The 17373-nt window shown below is 57.5% G+C and carries 21 protein-coding genes and 1 tRNA gene; 10 read left to right on the plus strand and 12 right to left on the minus strand.

The window, feature by feature from the left end; all coding sequences use genetic code 11:
- Window positions 1–185 precede the first annotated feature (185 nt).
- Entirely contained in the window at window positions 186–542 is a 357-nt protein-coding gene (locus NB231_RS03175) for a DsrE family protein (protein WP_004999699.1), read from the plus strand.
- A 77-nt stretch (window positions 543–619) separates the two neighbouring features.
- Window positions 620–943, plus strand: coding sequence for a thioredoxin (trxA, locus tag NB231_RS03180; RefSeq protein ID WP_004999701.1), 324 nt, complete (start codon window positions 620–622; stop codon window positions 941–943).
- A 23-nt stretch (window positions 944–966) separates the two neighbouring features.
- Here trxA and NB231_RS16610 read toward each other — a convergent pair whose 3' ends face one another.
- The gene (locus NB231_RS16610; RefSeq protein ID WP_198007223.1) at window positions 967–1548 is read right to left on the minus strand and encodes an acyloxyacyl hydrolase; all 582 of its coding nucleotides are present in this window, start codon (window positions 1546–1548) and stop codon (window positions 967–969) included.
- Window positions 1549–1597: 49 nt separating this feature from the next.
- Window positions 1598–2689 carry a hypothetical protein gene (locus tag NB231_RS03190; RefSeq protein ID WP_232210375.1) on the minus strand — a complete coding sequence of 364 codons (1092 nt, stop codon included), beginning with the start codon at window positions 2687–2689 and terminating at the stop codon, window positions 1598–1600.
- A 273-nt stretch (window positions 2690–2962) separates the two neighbouring features.
- Here NB231_RS03190 and NB231_RS19365 point away from each other — a divergent pair, with 273 nt between their 5' ends.
- Both NB231_RS19365 and NB231_RS03195 read left to right on the plus strand, forming a co-directional pair.
- A complete protein-coding gene (locus tag NB231_RS19365; protein WP_232210376.1) occupies window positions 2963–3181 on the plus strand; it encodes a hypothetical protein in 219 nt (72 codons plus the stop codon).
- A gap of 657 nt (window positions 3182–3838) precedes the next feature.
- A complete protein-coding gene (locus NB231_RS03195; RefSeq protein WP_040661694.1) occupies window positions 3839–4198 on the plus strand; it encodes a hypothetical protein in 360 nt (119 codons plus the stop codon).
- Window positions 4199–4601: 403 nt separating this feature from the next.
- Here the strand turns inward: NB231_RS03195 and NB231_RS03200 are convergent, their stop codons facing one another.
- Window positions 4602–4844 carry a hypothetical protein gene (locus tag NB231_RS03200; RefSeq protein WP_004999705.1) on the minus strand — a complete coding sequence of 81 codons (243 nt, stop codon included), beginning with the start codon at window positions 4842–4844 and terminating at the stop codon, window positions 4602–4604.
- Window positions 4845–5253: 409 nt separating this feature from the next.
- Entirely contained in the window at window positions 5254–5922 is a 669-nt protein-coding gene (locus NB231_RS16615) for a PilZ domain-containing protein (RefSeq protein WP_198007225.1), read from the minus strand.
- A gap of 145 nt (window positions 5923–6067) precedes the next feature.
- Between NB231_RS16615 and NB231_RS03210 the strand changes: the two genes are divergently transcribed.
- Window positions 6068–6619 (plus strand): CsgG/HfaB family protein, encoded by a 552-nt coding sequence (locus tag NB231_RS03210; protein ID WP_004999707.1) that lies wholly within the window; start codon window positions 6068–6070, stop codon window positions 6617–6619.
- 147 nt (window positions 6620–6766) lie between these two features.
- On the opposite strand, the gene NB231_RS03215 is transcribed toward NB231_RS03210, so the two are convergent.
- Together NB231_RS03215 and NB231_RS03220 are read right to left on the minus strand one after the other, a co-directional pair.
- Window positions 6767–7714 carry an HlyD family secretion protein gene (locus tag NB231_RS03215; RefSeq protein WP_004999708.1) on the minus strand — a complete coding sequence of 316 codons (948 nt, stop codon included), beginning with the start codon at window positions 7712–7714 and terminating at the stop codon, window positions 6767–6769.
- 8 nt (window positions 7715–7722) lie between these two features.
- Window positions 7723–8067: a DUF3302 domain-containing protein gene (locus NB231_RS03220; protein ID WP_004999709.1), complete on the minus strand. Its 345-nt coding sequence runs from the start codon at window positions 8065–8067 to the stop codon at window positions 7723–7725.
- 134 nt (window positions 8068–8201) lie between these two features.
- Between NB231_RS03220 and NB231_RS03225 the strand changes: the two genes are divergently transcribed.
- Window positions 8202–8912, plus strand: coding sequence for an HAD family hydrolase (locus tag NB231_RS03225; protein WP_004999711.1), 711 nt, complete (start codon window positions 8202–8204; stop codon window positions 8910–8912).
- Window positions 8909–11176 carry a multiheme c-type cytochrome gene (locus tag NB231_RS03230; protein ID WP_004999712.1) on the plus strand — a complete coding sequence of 756 codons (2268 nt, stop codon included), beginning with the start codon at window positions 8909–8911 and terminating at the stop codon, window positions 11174–11176. The genes NB231_RS03225 and NB231_RS03230 overlap by 4 nt, the downstream gene beginning before the upstream one ends.
- Before the next feature lie 218 nt (window positions 11177–11394).
- Here the strand turns inward: NB231_RS03230 and NB231_RS03235 are convergent.
- Window positions 11395–11471 (minus strand) — tRNA-Glu (locus NB231_RS03235).
- A 110-nt stretch (window positions 11472–11581) separates the two neighbouring features.
- Between NB231_RS03235 and NB231_RS03240 the strand changes: the two genes are divergently transcribed.
- The 3 genes from NB231_RS03240 (at window position 11582) to NB231_RS03250 (ending at window position 14774) form a co-directional block, all read left to right on the plus strand.
- Window positions 11582–13222 (plus strand): AAA family ATPase, encoded by a 1641-nt coding sequence (locus tag NB231_RS03240; RefSeq protein WP_198007226.1) that lies wholly within the window; start codon window positions 11582–11584, stop codon window positions 13220–13222.
- Between the two features lie 84 nt (window positions 13223–13306).
- Window positions 13307–14446 carry a flagellar hook-length control protein FliK gene (locus NB231_RS03245; protein ID WP_004999714.1) on the plus strand — a complete coding sequence of 380 codons (1140 nt, stop codon included), beginning with the start codon at window positions 13307–13309 and terminating at the stop codon, window positions 14444–14446.
- Window positions 14433–14774: an EscU/YscU/HrcU family type III secretion system export apparatus switch protein gene (locus tag NB231_RS03250; protein ID WP_004999715.1), complete on the plus strand. Its 342-nt coding sequence runs from the start codon at window positions 14433–14435 to the stop codon at window positions 14772–14774. The genes NB231_RS03245 and NB231_RS03250 overlap by 14 nt, the downstream gene beginning before the upstream one ends.
- Window positions 14775–14989: 215 nt before the next feature.
- Here NB231_RS03250 and NB231_RS03255 read toward each other — a convergent pair whose 3' ends face one another.
- The 5 genes from NB231_RS03255 to NB231_RS19985 all read right to left on the minus strand — a co-directional run bounded on the left by NB231_RS03255 (window position 14990) and on the right by NB231_RS19985 (window position 16910).
- Window positions 14990–15232 (minus strand): hypothetical protein, encoded by a 243-nt coding sequence (locus NB231_RS03255; protein ID WP_004999705.1) that lies wholly within the window; start codon window positions 15230–15232, stop codon window positions 14990–14992.
- A gap of 272 nt (window positions 15233–15504) precedes the next feature.
- Entirely contained in the window at window positions 15505–15858 is a 354-nt protein-coding gene (locus tag NB231_RS03260; RefSeq protein ID WP_004999716.1) for a hypothetical protein, read from the minus strand.
- Window positions 15852–16256: a hypothetical protein gene (locus tag NB231_RS03265; protein WP_004999717.1), complete on the minus strand. Its 405-nt coding sequence runs from the start codon at window positions 16254–16256 to the stop codon at window positions 15852–15854. The genes NB231_RS03260 and NB231_RS03265 overlap by 7 nt, the downstream gene beginning before the upstream one ends.
- 230 nt (window positions 16257–16486) lie before the next feature.
- Window positions 16487–16756 (minus strand): hypothetical protein, encoded by a 270-nt coding sequence (locus tag NB231_RS03270; protein ID WP_004999721.1) that lies wholly within the window; start codon window positions 16754–16756, stop codon window positions 16487–16489.
- A gap of 25 nt (window positions 16757–16781) precedes the next feature.
- A complete protein-coding gene (locus NB231_RS19985) occupies window positions 16782–16910 on the minus strand; it encodes a hypothetical protein (RefSeq protein ID WP_004999722.1) in 129 nt (42 codons plus the stop codon).
- Window positions 16911–17373: the final 463 nt, after the last annotated feature.

Genomic DNA, 17373 nt, shown 5'->3' on the forward strand with positions numbered 1-17373 from the left:
CGGAATCTGGCTGCTTGCGGTCAGGCGCTGGACGATTCGCCCCGAAATCCAAGGGGCATTGTCGAACCAGCGGTTGCATCGCCGTGGCGCGCGTGCGAGGCTTTGCCCGTTGTCCCGCCCGCCCTGCCACTTCAAGCTCGATCCAACGGCTCTACACGTTTTCATCACTAACAGGAGAGTTCGTCATGAAAATCATGATCACCGTCACTTCCGGCACTGATGACCCCACCCGTGCCACGCTCGGCATGCTGGCTGCCAAAGCCGCCGTCGAGCAAGGCCATGAGGTGACCGTCTGGCTGCAAGGTGAAGCCGCCACCCTTGCAAATCGCAATGTCTATCCCTTCATCATAGGAGTCAACATGCCATCAATGCAGGAAACCGTTGAGTTCCTGGTCGGCAACAAGGTGCCTTTGTGGGTATGTCAGGCGTGCGGCAAAGGCCGCGATGTCGGTCCCGACAATTGGGTCGGCACGGCCAGCTACAAAAAGATGGGAGATTTCGTGGACGCGCTCCTTAGTATGGACAAAAACATCGAGTTCTGATCGCTTGGCCACAACAGCCGCCTACAACTTATTTTGAAGCTTGCGAGACGCTTCCTTGCCTTAAGAGGTATATGACAATGACTGCGGTGTTAGAACTCACCGACCAGAACTTCCACGCGGAGGTTCTGCAATCCGACCGCCCCGTACTGATCGACTACTGGGCGGAGTGGTGCGCCCCCTGCAAGGCCATAGGACCCATCATCGAGGCTCTCGCCGAAGAATACGCCGGTCGCGCCAAGGTGGGTAAGCTCAATGTCGATGACAACCCCGACACACCGATGCGCTATGGTGTGCGCAGCATTCCTACCTTGATGTTGTTCAAGGACGGGGAGATTCAAGCGTTGAAGATCGGGGCAGATTCGAAGGCCGAGCTTGCGCAGCTCATCGAAGCCCATCTATAGCCATAGCCACCGGACCCGCATCATTAGCTACCCCGAGCTGTACCCCAAAAGTCCATCGACAGCGGTGTACTGATGCTAACCAATATGTTGTCGGCTATGTTGTCGGCGCCGGGGTTGCGGTCGTGGATGAATGCATTGGAGATATGCGTATAGGTCACACCCAAACGCAAATCGGCGGGCAGCCAGTCATTGCTCAGCGGTTGATAAAAAAGCGCGGCGCCGAGATGGAACTCGAACACGCCGCCCAGATTTTTGCTATGGCCCCGCGCATAGCCACCGATACCCGCCGATGGCAACAAATGGATTCGATTGAGCACACGCAAGGCCACATAAGCCCCGCCGTAGCCAAACACCCCGCCATCGGTATTGGCCGAGAGGCCCAGAATCGGTCCAATTCCTTGGAATCTGGCTGCGGCGGTTTGCTCGAAAAGCCGATAAGCTGCGTAGTATTGCAGGCTCGCCATGGGAGATACGGCTGTCTGATCCCGCACACTGAAGGCACCGACGCCAACGGCAAGCTGGGCCGGCTTCTCGGCAGCAAGCGCGCATGGTGCGGCCAACGATAGACTGGAGCTGGCGAAGATCAGCGCGGCTCGCCAAATCATAACGCGCTCCCGGAGCAGGCTCTGCACCATACGCCAAGATCAACACAAATCAATTAGCATTCGGCCAAGAGACCTGAATCCCGGAGAAAGCTTGATATTGCGCCGCGGAATTACTGGCTGAGCTGTCCGCATAGCGATAGCTACCGCGCAACGATATTGTGATATCCGGTCGATTATTGCCCTGCGGCGGTTGGAAAGTCCAGTCGAGCGAACTCTCCACAGCCACCGCCCCGTCCTCGACTTGCTGCTTCGAACTGTAGCGGTGATGCGCCCGGAAATTCAACTTTGCTGCAAGTCGGTCCGGAATCAGCAAGGCCGAGCCGCCGAGCGCTCCCCTAATCATCCGGATCTCGTTGTCGGGGCCTTGCCCCTCGATCAGACTCCACTGCAGCACCGGTGTCAAATTTAGCCAATCGCTTAACGGCAGATGCAGATTAAGCTGCGTGCGGTTGCGTTCCAGATTGGTGGCCTTTTGCCCAGGCACGTGTAGTATGGAGCGCCTGTAACTCACCTCCCACCACCAGGGACCCGGCGTAAAACGTGCCGTCAAAGCCGCGCTACCCATATAGCGATCCGAGATGTCAGCCGTTTCGCCCACTGGTGTTTTCCCGAGGCTGCTGCGCTCATGCTCCAGAGACAATGCGTAGCTCGGGCCAGCGAACAATCGCCCCAAACCGGCGAACCCAATCGATTTCTGCGCCGTGTAATGCAAATCAGCTGTCACTGTATTCATATGCAGTGTCGGCACCTCAGCATCATTGGCGACATTATTAGCGGCTCGGGCGAGACCCAGGCGAGCGTCGAGCCCCCGCCAATGTATCTCCGCCGCAGCTCGCGCGACCGCTTTATCGCGTGCCACATCCCTGGCGGTGGCGCTCCAAAACGTACGACCGGCCTGCTCCCAGCCCAGGGTCAAACCCCAAACGAGAGGACGGCTGCCGAGCATATACGTTTGATCGGCATATTTCGCCAACAGCGAATAGGCCCGGTCCGATTGCGGCTCATGCAGCGAAGCCCAAGCGCTGTGATCCCGGCGGCTTTGTGCATACTCTCCATGCAACGTCAGCCGTTGACTAAGCCAACGGCTGTTGATCGCCAGACTCCAAACCCTATTGTGACTGGCCACCGGACTGCTTGGCATGGAGCCAACCCTGTGATCGATGTAAACCCCGTCGATCGTCAACCACTGCGAGTTTTGGTTTAAGGGGAGTACACTAATGCCTACACCTTGCGCACCCTGCCCCGTGTGGTTCAGCCAAAGGAGTCCTTGACCAAACTGCAAGGTCGGATCGCTGCGTTGACTCAATCCCGCCAGTCGGGTGTGAAGCACATGATTATCATTGCGCGACTCTTTGCCAGTGCCGGGTAACGTCGGAAGCTCGTCGTTCGGAGCCGGAGAGAGTGGGCTAGCCTTATGGCCAATACCGTCCTGCAGCGCTCCCGTCATGGGCAGGCTCGCGCGGCCGAACTCGGAGCCTGGACCAACTGTTGTGCTCGCCAACGCGGCAGGAGCGGCACTGCTGCACAAAACCACCAAGGCTATTGCACCGATGCCGGCCGCTTGCAGGTTGGCGAGCAACACGCTGCGCGATTTTATGACGACGCCACGCAGGCGGCCGAGGTGCCTGCATGAGTCAGCATCTGAGTCGAGCGGGCGTGACGCTTTCCTCGCAGTGAAGCGCATTTCCGAATTCCTGAGCCCCATGGTCACATCGTGCGGTCGACGACAACCGCATCCCCTCGTCCATTTAATAAGCATTCGCTTAAGAACGCCTTAGCCGTCTACGCAACCTTACATCTAGTATATCTAGCGCTTGGCACCCCTACAGCCCGGAGTACCCTCCATGACCGCGAACCGACTGCGCAGTTACTGCCTCCGGAATCAGCCGTTGCCGGCCTCCTCTTGTTAGCAATTGTCGGCAGTTAAGGGAATGAAAATGTGACCTGGTAAGCGATATTGTAGAAGCGCCTCGTGAAAGAGAAATTTATGCGGAACGGTTTGCATATGACGCGCCAAACTTGTAACAAAGGTGGCGAGTGCTTAGTCGAATCGTCCGATTTCGAAACGCGTTGACAAATAGACTCCCTTATGCCATTAGAGAAGATGTAACGAAAGCGATAAGTAAGCTTCGACCAGCCTTGCCGCCCCAAACAGCGTCCCGTCTAACGGCGGGAGCGAAAAGCCGTAACACAAAGCCTGCTCAAGGAACGTATAGGTCTAACATAGAGATCCATAGGCTCAGGACCGAGGCGTTGGGATCCGTAAAGAAAACCCGTGAGAGGAACAGTCATGAAAAGGGGCTTGTTTATTTGTGCCGCTTTGGGCGCACTGGCCTGCGCTGCACAGGCGGCACCGGAACTGGGGAACACTTCAGGACCGCTGAGGTTGACAGCACCGCAGATGGACACCGCCACAGCTGGTTCGGCCAGCGTCTGGATCAACAGTGCAGCCGTGGGCTCGCAGTTAATTCAGCGCGCCAACTTCGGTCTGACGGGGACCAACAACTCCAATATTCAAATTGTGATCAATTTTGGCTTTGCCGACCTGCGCGAGAAAGTCCGTGCCGATGCAAAAAAGATCATCATTCCCTCGTCTCCCGGAGGGTCCGTTAGCATCGGCCAAACAGTTTTTGTGGGGCAAATGCAATAACCACCTTTTAGCTACGCATCACAGCCACGGTGTCCGAGCGCTCTGACATGGCGGTTATGGCGAGCGGCGCTTACCCGCGATTGTAGCGACTGAGCCAGAGAACCAATAGGTTTGCTGGTGAACCCGCATGCCAGAGCAGCCAGGCGGATTAGGCTGGATGGCCCACACCACCGATGAGCAGCGCCTGCAGCCGTAGCTGCGGCCCAGAGGTTGGCAGTTAGGCGAGCAACGGCACCGATCGAGGTAATTGGAAGCTTGAGTTTCGGCGCTTTCTCGAGCATCCACTATGGGGAATTCCTCGGCTTTCCCTCAGCTGTAGTACTAGACGCCAGCAATTATTGTTGGTGGATCGAACAGCGGGGACCTGCTTGGCCCCCGCCGCGTGAGTTGCTGGGCTTCTAGCTCAGGCGCTCTGGCTCTGGACGATGACCCCGTTGAGGTTGAAGGTGTTCGGACCACCGATCCCCACTGCCGTATTGTTGACCTTGGCCACCTGAATCTGATTGGTGAACTTCTTGCTGATGCTGCTCGGGTAGCGTAGATGGGGCATGAGGTAGCCACCGTACCAGCCGCCCTTCACGTGCAGGCTCGCCTGCCGGTCCAAGGTCTCGGTCATGCTCAGGTCACGGATCATGATGCTCGCCATGGTCTTGATCTCCTAAAAGTTACGTTCGATCGTCGATTAAAAACTCGTCTGGTCTTGGCTCCGAGAGCATCTCGCTCTCGTTGCTTAGATAAAGGCAGATCGCGTGCCAATGGCGAAATAAAAACCGAATTAATTTATATGAAACTGTTTTTAAAAAAGTTTATTTTTAAAATTCGGGATGGCTCAGCAGCCAGGTTGACCGCCTAACATCTGATTGTGTTTTTTATTAGAAAACAAATTACATTAAAATGAACTTTATAATGCAACAATATAACAAGGCGCCTGGCTATCCGCCGCTGGCAACACAGCCATCCGGCTCGATCACCAACCGCGACAGAGCGCCCACCATTCGTCCCAATGCGGCGCCGGCGCAGGGAGCTTCCACTGAATTGATTTCAGAACCAAGACATCACCGAAGCGGCGCAAGACAAAGATAGGGTTCAAGCGCGTCGTACAGCTCCCTCTGCTCGTGATCGAACGCGATACCTAAAGCCCAGTCCGCCCCCTCACGATCCAGGCGCCGCACTACTCCGAGAGCCTGGAAAGGTTCGGTTTGACCCGGCAGCGCTAGAGTTACCGTCACTGGGCATCCCGCTGACGGCGAGGCCTTTTCTCGTTCGAATCGGCCAACGATCCGGCAGCCTGCAGTGCTCACGTCCAACATGAGGCCCGGTTGCTGGCCACTGCCATCATATGCTACGAGACAGGGCATGCGGCAGGTTGTTCTCGGCTCACGCCGCACCGAGACATGCTCGACAAGCCGCGGGTAGTGCACGAATACGAGGTATTCGGGATCGGTCACGAGCCGCGACACAGCCGTGCGGAAACCATAAACTACGCCTTCGCGCAAAAAGCGCAGGATAAGCAGATCCTCGACTCTGAGGCTCAAAAGCCGCAATACCTGGCTCTCAGGGCTGCCGCACGCCTCGCGTAGAGCAATGTAGGCATCGGGCACTGCGCCCAACACCTCGGCGCGTACGCGAGCCCTCTCGCCCACTCGCTGAATATTCACCACACGGCCCGCCGTTACTGCAAGATGAGAAGGCGGTGTCGACGTTTCCAGTTGCTTATCGGTCACGGCGCTACACTTGGTCCCGAGTAGATGCTTCAATGCGCCTCAATGTAAGCCAACCGAGAGTATTGCCCGACGAACGGCTTCACCCTGGTGGCACAATTATTACAGTCGATATCCGACACTCGGCAGCACAGTGCCAGTCTTGCGCATGATGATCCAGCAGTCCAACTGCTTCGTGGTCGTCGAGCGCGGCGGCGCCATGAACAATATGATGCAGGAACGCGCCCTGGAACAATCCGGTGAAATGCGCTCGGGCAGCCATTTCGGCAAGGGCCAGATGGTATCCGCCGATTACTCCATGAGCCCGAGCATCCAGTTTTCCGCTGCAGGCACCGGCGGCGTCGGCGGCAGCATCGGCAACCTGTTCGGATCACTTGGCCACACCCTCGGTTCGCTGGCCGGCGGCCTGAAATCCAATGAGGCGGCCACCACATTGCTGCTCGTCGACAATCGTTCAGGCGTACAAGTTTCATCCGCCGTAGGCAGCGCCAAGAACTTCGATTTCAATGTCTTTGGCGCCGGCTGGGGTAGCGGTCTGTACGGAAGCGCGAGCGGTTTTACCAAAACACCGGAAGGCAAGGTAATAACCGCCGCCTTTGCCGACTCCTACAATGAGATGGTCGGCGCGCTGCGCAACTATAAGGCACAGACAGTGGAAGGCGGACTCGGAAAAGGCGGCAAGCTCAAAGTCGGCGAATAATGACCTATTGAAACACCCCCCACAGCGGCTGCATAGCGGTGGCTGCTGTGGGGTTTGATTTGCAACCGATTTGCAATGAGCCTTCAGGCCGCGCTATGCAGCAATCTGCCCGGCTTTCAGCCGTCGGCTTTTTACCCTCTATTCGGTTCAATGAAATGGGAACACATAGTTCATCCATGCCGACATGCGCAGCAGGATTTTGCGCATGATAGCGACATGATGAACATGATCGCTGTACAATGCCATCTGACCATAGGCACCAGCGGGGAGTTGGTGACGATACTGGTCGAATGACGGATCCGTGATACGGATATGAACTGGAATCCGCCCCGGATCCGCCGCATCGGTCGCCAGGGTACCGGAAGGTTGCAACTGTCCTTCCGCCAGGATTGGTAAGATGATATCGACCTCGCCATAAAAAACTTTGCCGGGGATACCATCAAACGCAATCTCGGCTTCGTCTCCTTTCTCCAGCCGCAATAGGCTGTTCTGGCGAAACCAGCCGACATAGGCATTCGCTTCCTGATGCACGAATACCATAGACGGCCGCAACGGGATATTCACGGCCATCATCCCGGGGCGCAGAAATACCTGCGAGACGTAGCCACCGGTGGGCGCTCGGACAACGGTTTCATTCAAATTATACCGGGCCGCGATTAGTTGATTGCGAAGGTCGTCATAACGGGCCTGGGCAAGGTCTCGGTCCCTGCGAGTACCGGCATTACGGCGCAAGAGCTGTTGAGCGCGACCAAGGTCGAGTTTGGCCGATTTCAACTGCGCCGTTAAAGAATCCACAGCCGCCTGATACGGCGTTGGGTCCAAAGTGAACAGCACCTCCCCTTTTTCCAGCAGTTCGTTAGGTGTCGCATCGACGGTCAACACGAGCCCTCTGACCGCCGGAATTATGGGCGTCGTGAACGCGTATTTACGGGCCTTCTCAGAATACGGGTGGTTGTAGTTCATCAGCATAATCAGCGTGCCGATTAAGATCACTCCGCCTAGCACTGCCGTGGGCACCGTCCATTTATTCAGCGGCAACTTGAAGATCTTGAAGATAACGACGCAAATAGCAGAATATGTCAGGATAAGAAGCATATCCACGACTACACCTCCGAATCGGCTTTGGACCGCTGTGCTTCGAACCGATCCAGACGGACCCTCAATTGCGTGACCTGCAATTCCAGATTGACCAGATGGGTATGATCGGATTTGCCATCCTTGAACCCCCAGCCACGGTCCTCCCGATAGAGCGTCGCCCAAATCCAAAGAAAGGGCCAGATGATGTGCAGGGTCAGCAGGCTGATCCAGCCCGCCACATGAATGGCATCTTGGTGGGGATGATTGCGATGTTTAGCAATCTCGTATGGAATATCGTGAATGGCGATGATGCCGTAGAACAGCACGATCGCCACGAAGAACAGCAAGAACAGGGCGACATAATCGAGCATGGATCCGTATCCGTGGTTTGCTAAAAAGTCAGAGCAAGCAAGTATAGGCAATACAACTCCTCTTTTCTCTATTCGAATTACGTTCCCCCAGCCGCTGCTGGGCACTCCACAGCCTCCTCCTTTCAGGCTTATTTTTGGCTGGGAAAGACTTTCAGAGCAGCTTTTTTAAGTCGCTGCTCGCCGGTAATATAAAGGCTGTCGCCGCATCGGGCGCGCAGGGGCTTCTGAAACTCATCGCCGTCACACACGCCGGCATGACGAGCGAGGAGTTTAAGGCGACCGTCACTGACTGGCTGAAGAGCGCCACGCACCCCAAGTTCAACCGAACCTACCTGGGGTGCGTGTATCAACCGCAGCTCGAGTTGCTGCAATACCTGCGCGACCACGGCTTTAAAACCTTCATCGTCTCCGGCGGCGACATCGATTTCATGCGTCCGTGGACGCAAGCGGTCTACGGCATCCCACCCGATCAGGTGGTCGGCAGTTCCGCTAAGGCGAAATACGAGGTCCGCAACGGCAAGCCCGTGATCGTCAAGCTCCCAAAGATCGATTTCATCGACGACAAGGTCGGCAAACCGGTCGGTATTTACAAGTTCATCGGCAAACGCCCCATCCTCGCTTTCGGCAACTCCGACGGCGACTTCGAAATGCTCGAATATGTGACCGCAGGCAGCGGCCCACGTCTCGGGGTCATATTGCATCACGACGATGCGGAGCGGGAGTATGCTTACGATCGCGCATCACACATCGGAAAGCTCGCCCGCGGGCTGGATGAAGCTCAAGCACGCGGCTGGATCCTCGTGAGCATGAAATCCGACTGGGCAAACGTTTTTCCACAGAAATGACAGCAAAATTGATATCCTTATTTTTCAAAAAATTACGGTACACCCATTGCGTCTATTATCTATACTTCTTGTTGGTGCTCGCGTTTGCCTTTCCCACCCGGGCCGCCGCTCTTGCACCATCGTCCGCGTCCCGAACTTCTCCAGGCAATCATGCAGATTATGTCGGGCTGGCCAAATGCCGTGAGTGCCACGCCGCACAGACCGAATTATGGCAAGGCTCGCACCACGCCCTTGCCATGCAGCCGGCGACCGACAAGACAGTATTGGGCAATTTCAACAACATTGCTTTCAGCTACGCCGAAACAACGTCCACTTTTTTCAAACGCGGGAACACATTTTTCGTACGCACCGACGACGCCGATGGTCGATTAAAGGCGTTTGAAATCAAATACACTTTCGGCGTATCCCCATTACAGCAGTATCTGGTTGAGCTCCCAGGAGGACGCCTGCAGGCCCTGAGCATTGCCTGGGACTCCCGCCCCGCCGAGCAAGGCGGACAGCGCTGGTTTCATCTCTATCCGGGTAAAAACATTACCCACGGTGATGCCCTGCACTGGACGGGACGGCACCAGAACTGGAATTTCATGTGCGCGGAATGTCACTCAACGCATTTGGAAAAAAATTATGATCCGCAACAACGCGTCTACCGCACGACATGGTCCGAAATCAACGTATCCTGCGAAGCCTGCCATGGACCGGGAGCGAAACATGTGATCTGGGCAAATAAAGCGCACGTGCAGAAGGGGGCGGAGGCGGACAAAAAAGGCCTGACTCATCGGTTCGGTGAACGGAGAAATATTCGCTGGACGCATGATGCCAAAACCGGCCAATCGGTACGCAGCGCACCGCGCACCATCGACACCGAAATTCAGGTCTGTGCCGCCTGCCACTCACGGCGCGCGCAACTGTTCGAGGATGACCGGACGGGACAACCGCTGATGGACAGCTTCTTGCCGTCCTTACTCGACGAGGGCAATTACCACTCCGACGGTCAGATCGACGGCGAGGTCTATGAATACGGGTCCTTCATTCAAAGCCGCATGTATCAGGCCGGTGTCACCTGCAGCGACTGCCATGAACCGCATGGCCTAAAACTACGCAAACCGGATAATGGCGTATGCCTGCAATGCCATAGGACTGAAGCCTACGAGACCAGAGAGCATCATTTTCACACTCCGCAAAAGGCAGGTGCCCACTGTGTGGACTGCCACATGCCGCCGAAAAACTTCATGGTGATCGATGCCCGACGGGACCACAGCCTGCGTATCCCACGGCCGGACCTCTCTGCTCGACTAGGCACGCCCAATGCTTGCAACAAGTGTCATACGGACAAGACGGCACGCTGGTCTGCAGAGAAAATCCGACACTGGTACGGTCATAATCCCCGCGGCTATCAAAACTACGCCAAGGCCCTGCAGGCGGCGCGTAGCCACACTGAAAATACCTCGGCCGAACTGATCGCTTTACTGCAAGACATGAATCAACCGGCGATTGCGCGGGCCACTGCAGCGCGGGAACTACAAAACTGGCTGAATCCGGAATCTTTCCAAGCCCTGGCGACGGCATTGCACGACACCGACCCGATGGTGCGACTGGCTACGCTTGAGAGCTTACGGCCATTACCGGCGAATACCCGCTGGCAACTGATTCGACTTTTCTTGCAGGATCCGGTACGCGTCGTGCGCATCAGCGCGGCGGAACTGCTGGCCGATATTCCAGCGGCGCGGGTGCCGGCCGCAGATCGAGAAGTCTTGCAAGCGGCCATCGCGGACTATATGGCGGCACAGACTTTTAATGCTGATGATCCGGCGGCCCACGTCAACCTAGGTAACTTCTACACGGTGCAAGGGAAAAAGGCGTTAGCAGAACGATCCTACCGTTTGGCGATCGATCTCGATCCCAGTTGGGTGCCCGCCTATGTGAATTTGGCCGATCTGTTTCGCCGCATGGATCAGGACAGCAAGGGCGAGCAAGTGCTGCGCTCTGGAATTAGGCGACTCCCCCAAGCCGCCGACCTACGTTATAGTCTAGGTCTGCTACTGGTTCGGCAAGAGGACCTACCTGCGGCGTTGGTTTCGTTACGGCAAGCCGCCGATCTGGCGCCGGCTAATGCGCACTATAGCTATGTGTATGCGATGGCCTTGCAAAACGCCGGCCAGCTACGCGAAGCCCGTGCCGTTGTTGACGAAGCCCTGGAGCAGGCCCCCAACGATGTAATGCTCGGCCGACTGCGCAGCCAATTAAGAAAGTACAGCCATGAGTGACATACGATATCGACGAGGACGGCGCCGCTTTGCGCGGAACGCTTAGCTGACACAAATGCTGACAAGCCGTAGCTGCATGGCGGTTAGCAGATCAAACCGCCATGGACAAAGCTTAGCCGTATGCCCTGAACTTTTTCGTGGCCAAACAAAATCTAAGTCGGTATATTGAGAAAAGCTGGCAAGATTTAGAGGTTATCTCAGCAAGGCTCTGTTTTTATTGGCGTCCCCAACGGGATTCGAACCCGTGTCGCCACCTTGAAAGGGTGGTGTCCTAGGCCAGCTAGACGATGGGGACGGTATTTTCCGGGAGCGGGTAATCCTAAGCAGCACCCGAAAAGGTGTCAAGCAACCTTTATCGATATGGTATCGTTTCGGCTAATTTATCAGCCTATGGGGTCCAACGGCATGAGCCACGCCAGCAATCCCCTTTCCTTCGACGAGCAGCAACTCACCCAGCTCGGACTACTTCATCCGCCCTTCACCGCTGAAAACTTCCAGTTCGAAGACGCGGATATCGAGGCCGCACGTAACTTAGCCGTGCACCTGCTGCAGAGCAGTAATCGAGTGATCATCCTCAGTGGCCCGGCTGGCGTCGGTCGAACCGCGTTTTTGCGCCAAATCGCGACAACAGACCCCGACGAACTCGATTGCTGCATGCTCGACGGCTTACCGCAGCTACACGTCTCGAACATCGTAAAGATGCTTGCCATGCGGATGGGGGCTTCTGAGGTCGCGCACGACCCCGATACCCTGGCGGCCCGGCTTCGCCAAGCGGAGGCATCGGGCTATCGACCGGCGTTGCTAATCGACGACGCCCACCGCCTTGAAGAAAACATGCTCAAGGGCTTGCTCTTGCTCCGCGAGGCGCTTACCAAGGCCGGTGCCCGACTGCCGATCCTGCTTGCAGCCCCGACCGAGTCGGACAGCATGCTGCGCCAACTTACGGCAACGATCGCCGAACAAAACGAGCGCAGTGAAATCGTCCTGCCCCCTTTCACCGAGGAGCAAACAGCCAGCTATCTCGATCAGAGTCTCGCCGCTGCCGGCGAGTACACGGGGGAGCTGCTCTCGGCCCAGCAGAAACAACAAATTCACGAGCAAACCGGGGGCATTGCCGCACACATCAATCAGGCAACGATCAGTCTTCTCACCGATACTGCTCGCAAACGCAGCTCCGCTCGCCCGGCGCTCCTGCGCTCACGGCGGCTCTATGCCGGCGTTGCCGCCGCGGCGATTCTATTAGTCGGCGGACTGCTGTTGACCCGCCATCTTAGCGGACCAACAACAGCCACGGAGTCTACGGAGGGTATACTATTGGCTTTGCCGTCCCACCCGGACGACGCCCCGGCCACCTCCCTAGCTCAGACCGGCGAACTAGGCGCGGATGAGGCGGAAACGCTCTCCGACCAACCGCTCACCCCGAGACCGGAAAGCCCATCAGCACCGGATGTAGCGCCAACGCCCAGGGTAAGCTCGGCCCCAAATTCACCCGCTCCGACAGTTGCACAAAAGGCCGATCCCGAGTCGGAACAAGCCGCACTGCAGGCCGACTCGTCGACTGCCGGCTCGCCGTTGCAGCAAGCGCCGTCCGTGGCTTTGAATACGCTCGGCTCGGCGAGGACTCCAAGCGCACCCCCGGAGAAACCGGGAAATCCGGCTGACAAGCACTCCGAACTCAGCGCCCTGGCCGCTGAGACTAAGACTGAGGCCGCGAATCCTACCAAGGTGACGATGCGCAGCCCGACACCAAGTGCTGCGTCGAAATGGCAGGAAGATTGGTTGGCCAACCGAGCGGGTAATCATTACACGATTCAGCTTATCGCCGGCCATCAGAAACAGACACTGGAGCGATTTTTAGAACAACATCCGCGGGTGGAGGACAAAGCCCATGTCGTGCAAGCTCGACACCAAGGGCGAGCCTGGCATGTTCTCATTACCGGTGACTACCCCTCGCGCGAGGCGGCCCGAAATGCTTTGCGCCGGCTACCCCGCGCGCTACGCGATAGCGGCAGCTGGGTTCGCTCCTTCGCTTCGTTACGATCGTAATCGGCGAGCCGGTAGCCGGTTCCGGCTATCGGCCCCGTGCCAGCCAGGGCAACCGAACGTGATGCAAACGCATGGGGGCAGGTAATGGCGTTGCGCCCGGTAGGCCCTGCTACCTCCGGCGTTCTACTGCCGCTGCCTTCGTCGGACCGATTACCGGCGGCGCTGCGCGCGGGCCACACCGTCCGCGCGCGGGTGCACACCGATGCCGCTGGGCAGTTGCTGATGACAATCGGCCGGACACGCCTGCCGGTGGCTGGCCAGCTTGGGCTGCACGCCGGCGAGCAACTCACCGTGCGCTTGGTGAATACGGCCAGCGGAGCGGCACTGGAAATACTGACCCGCCGAGGAGCGCCCACGAGCCCCGCGGCGATAGCGTTGCTGCGCCAAGCCATTCCCCGGCAAGAAAATCTCGGCACGTTGTTGGCGACATTGCGTGCGCTGCGCGTGCAGCCACAGCAGAACTGGGGTGGGCTCTCGGTCGAGCAACGTCAGAGCATCGACGCGCTGCTTGCCCGGCTCGCTCCCAGTGCCCGTTTGCAGCAGGCCGATGGCGTGCGCGTGACCCTGAGGGATTCGGGGATTTTGCTAGAGTGGCTGTTGCCGCGCTACCCCCAGGCGGCTGGACAAATCGCGCAAGCGGATTTCAAGGTGGCGCTGCTGCGGGTAATCGCCCAGCTCCGCAGCAATCCCGCCGCCGGCCCGGCGGCAGCAACGGATACCGGCCTGAATAGCCAACCGGGGTTATTGAATAATCTACTGCACCAGGCTGAAGGGGCGCTTGCCCGGTTGCATCTGTTGCAACTGCAACCCACGGAGAGCCCCGCTCGAGTGGATCTCGCCTTGCAAATCCCACTGGCTCACGGCAACGACACCGACGAATTGTATCTGCGGATTCGCCAGGAAGCAGCGGAGCGCGAAACTACGAGCAAGCGCGAGTCAGGCGTGGAAAAAACCGGCTGGGAAGTAAGCCTACGGTTTCGTTTCGCCGGCAACGAGGCGCTTGCGGCACGGCTGCACATCGTAGGGCGGCGCGCAACCGTCACCTGGTGGACCGAGCAGCCTCGCCTCGCCACCGCCCTGGAAGTCGCTCGCCCAGTACTTGTCGATCAACTGCAGGCGCTTGATCTAGAGGTCGCTTCGATACGTTGCCACCGCGCCCCAGCCCCGCACGATCCCACCGACACCACGCGTCCCCGAGGAGGATTGGTTCATGAAACCGCATGAATCGGGTGCAGGCGGCCGCATGATCGAGCATGACCGACGCCTTGCCGTCGCGCTGGAGTATACTGGCCACGGCGCGCCGCGGGTCACCGCCCAAGGCCACGGCGCGCTGGCCGAAGAGATCATCCGATTGGCGCAGGCGCACGATATCCCGCTTTACCCAAATCGAGATCTGGTGCAGGTGCTCGCCCAAATCGAACTCGACCAGGAGATACCCGAACTGCTCTACCACGCGGTGGCTGAACTGATTGCCTTCGCCTATCTGGTGCGCGGCAAAGTGCCGGAGGGATTTCAAGCCGACGCCGCCACGCGTGGCGCAGCTGACAAATAACCCACCGGCCGTCGTTCGAGACATCTCGTTACGCACAACTTAAAAGGTGCCTATAACAGGATGCTTTCAGGTTGATTCAAGCTGGTCAACCATTCAGACGGCTCACTACCTACTGAGCCAGCAGAAGAATTTCAATACACCAAAATCTTTTTACAATGAAACACGGCGAGAGCTGTCTGCTCCCGCCGTGTCGTTAGCTCTCTGAGCCTGACGGCTCAGGCGCTCTGGCTCTGGACGATGACCCCGTTGAGGTTGAAGGTGTTCGGACCACCGATCCCCACTGCCGTATTGTTGACCTTGGCCACCTGAATCTGATTGGTGAACTTCTTGCTGATGCTGCTCGGGTAGCGTAGATGGGGCATGAGGTAGCCACCGTACCAGCCGCCCTTCACGTGCAGGCTCGCCTGCCGGTCCAAGGTCTCGGTCATGCTCAGGTCACGGATCATAATGCTCGCCATGGTCTTGCTCTCCTAAAATCACGCTCGATTGAATAATGCTCTGGCTCTTTCGCCCCGAAAGCCGTTTCGCTCTCGTTGCTTAGATAAAAGCAGATCGCGTGCCAATGGCGAAATAAAAACCGAATTAATTTATATGAAACTGTTTTTAAAAAAATTTATTTTTAAATACTAGGAGTGCCCCGGTGGAAAAGCCAACCATCCACCAGACAATATTGTTTATAAAATAACAACATATTTCATAATAATGAATTCTATTACATAACAAAATAAGCTCAGATTCGTTCACCGCCTTTAAAATCACCTTCCGGCTTGATAACCAACCGCGGCAGTACCATCCACCATTCATCCACCCGTAAGCGGCGGTGGTGATCAGGATCGGTATGCAGCCGACTCCAGTGCATGACACTTTCCACGGTAACCTGGGTAACCCGCCCGCTCGGCAGGACCGCCTTGCGCGCCAGCTTACCGACGACGACACCCTGCAATGTGCGCAACTCCCGCCGCTCCCCCGTAATGACCAAAGCCAGCTCGTCACCGTATGAGACCTGCGAGAGTGTACGATGTACCGGCTGCTTCGCCGCGAAACACCCAGCATGGCCCAAATCCACATTGCTTTGGCTCAACACAATATGACGCCGGGCACGCTCGGTACGCCGAACCGGCGTAAAAGCGGCATCGAGAGGCGCACGATTTCATCGCCTTCCAGAACGCGCGTAAAAGGATTCGAGCACCGGCGGCCTTCGCACAAGATCAGGCTTTCACGCACTCTCGTCATACCGACGTAATACAAACGCCGCTCATCATCCGCCGCGCGCTGCCATTCCCCGCCATCGGGGGGCTCTTCGCGACGTGCGTGATTGCTTCGTATGGGATACCCCGCTTTGAGGCGGGCGCGATTGCCGGCAATGATCTGGTTGGATGCTGCAATGATGTTCGCGCTGGATCGATAGTTCTCGACCAGGTAGTCCGTAACCGCCTCGTAGCGGAAGGCATAGATGTTCTGGTCGTCATCGCCAACGGCCAACGACCAACAAGGTGAGCTTGGCGTCGCGATCCCGGAGGCGACGCCCGGCCATGGCGCTCGCCGATGTCCTGATACTCATCGACGAGAATATGCCGATAATCGGCGAGTAACCGTTCACGCAGATCTTCGTCGTCAACGACGCCGCGCGGTACGCACCTTGGTGTCGGCATCGGGACTCGCGGCCTCGATCGCTATCTCCGCTTGCTTATCCGCGAGAATTTCGCCGGGTGTCACGACGATTTCCGGGTTTTTCGTACACGCGCCGAGTAGCGCCGCAAACTGCGCAGTATCCCGGCGATGTCCCGCCGCCACAGGCGCGAACGCGCGGCGACGGCGAATTGCTCCTCGACGCCGTCCTCATCGTAGAGCAACACGCAGCGTGAATCCTGACGATCCCGCCCGGTTCCCTGGGTATCGCGCAACTGCCGCAGCAGCTCGCGAACGAACGAACGAACGAACGAACGAACGAACGAACGAACGAATAATTGTGCCGCACCCACGGCGGGGTCACCGAATTGCCGCCGCTCACCCGCAGCTACGCAAGCAGATAAGCCAGCGGCAGGCTTTGCCTTCTGTCAGCCACAGCGCCGCCTGCTTGACCTCCTCGATACCCGGCGGCAAAGCACGCCGCACCAGCGTAAGCAGACTCCCCAATCCCAGCGCAGGGTCGCGTGTGAGCAGATAATGCTATCAAACGAGCTCCTCGGGCGGCTCGTCTTGCAGTGCGGTGAATGCCTGGAATTGATCTTTCCAAAGCTGAAACGCTAACTGGGCACCCGCAAAGCGTATCGACGATTGGCAAGGCGTGCAGGCACAGCTTGGGGAAATGCCGCTGCAGCACCAGCAGATCGTGGCAAAGCACCTTGGGTGCAAACATCCGGGCACCGGCTAAATTGTTGGCCGCACCTTGCTAATCAGGATGCATGGGTCCGAGACTTAGAGATGGTAAACTTTAAAAGTTTGACGGCTCTCTGCCGCTTTCGACTCAGGGGCGCCAAGCGCTGTTGATATTTGGAATAATCGGGCTCGTCGAGGCCGCCGGAATCAGCAGTATTCATCGTAGGCCGATTCTGGTGCAATACGGGTGCTCCCGAAGACGCCTGTGTCACCCCGCCAT

Origin of the sequence: Nitrococcus mobilis Nb-231 (assembly GCF_000153205.1) — a bacterium.
Classification (GTDB): Bacteria; Pseudomonadota; Gammaproteobacteria; order Nitrococcales; family Nitrococcaceae; genus Nitrococcus; species Nitrococcus mobilis.

What these genes read in the sequence shown, in the direction of transcription:
- NB231_RS03175 (WP_004999699.1), top strand. Translation starts at nt 186, where the DNA reads ATGAAAATCATGATCACCGTCACTTCCGGCACTGATGACCCCACCCGT.
- trxA (WP_004999701.1), top strand. Translation starts at nt 620, where the DNA reads ATGACTGCGGTGTTAGAACTCACCGACCAGAACTTCCACGCGGAGGTT.
- NB231_RS16610 (WP_198007223.1), bottom strand. Translation starts at nt 1,548, where the DNA reads ATGATTTGGCGAGCCGCGCTGATCTTCGCCAGCTCCAGTCTATCGTTG.
- NB231_RS03190 (WP_232210375.1), bottom strand. Translation starts at nt 2,689, where the DNA reads ATGCCAAGCAGTCCGGTGGCCAGTCACAATAGGGTTTGGAGTCTGGCG.
- NB231_RS19365 (WP_232210376.1), top strand. Translation starts at nt 2,963, where the DNA reads ATGGCCAATACCGTCCTGCAGCGCTCCCGTCATGGGCAGGCTCGCGCG.
- NB231_RS03195 (WP_040661694.1), top strand. Translation starts at nt 3,839, where the DNA reads ATGAAAAGGGGCTTGTTTATTTGTGCCGCTTTGGGCGCACTGGCCTGC.
- NB231_RS03200 (WP_004999705.1), bottom strand. Translation starts at nt 4,844, where the DNA reads ATGGCGAGCATCATGATCCGTGACCTGAGCATGACCGAGACCTTGGAC.
- NB231_RS03210 (WP_004999707.1), top strand. Translation starts at nt 6,068, where the DNA reads ATGATGATCCAGCAGTCCAACTGCTTCGTGGTCGTCGAGCGCGGCGGC.
- NB231_RS03215 (WP_004999708.1), bottom strand. Translation starts at nt 7,714, where the DNA reads ATGCTTCTTATCCTGACATATTCTGCTATTTGCGTCGTTATCTTCAAG.
- NB231_RS03220 (WP_004999709.1), bottom strand. Translation starts at nt 8,067, where the DNA reads ATGCTCGATTATGTCGCCCTGTTCTTGCTGTTCTTCGTGGCGATCGTG.
- NB231_RS03230 (WP_004999712.1), top strand. Translation starts at nt 8,909, where the DNA reads ATGACAGCAAAATTGATATCCTTATTTTTCAAAAAATTACGGTACACC.
- NB231_RS03240 (WP_198007226.1), top strand. Translation starts at nt 11,582, where the DNA reads ATGAGCCACGCCAGCAATCCCCTTTCCTTCGACGAGCAGCAACTCACC.
- NB231_RS03245 (WP_004999714.1), top strand. Translation starts at nt 13,307, where the DNA reads ATGGCGTTGCGCCCGGTAGGCCCTGCTACCTCCGGCGTTCTACTGCCG.
- NB231_RS03250 (WP_004999715.1), top strand. Translation starts at nt 14,433, where the DNA reads ATGAAACCGCATGAATCGGGTGCAGGCGGCCGCATGATCGAGCATGAC.
- NB231_RS03255 (WP_004999705.1), bottom strand. Translation starts at nt 15,232, where the DNA reads ATGGCGAGCATTATGATCCGTGACCTGAGCATGACCGAGACCTTGGAC.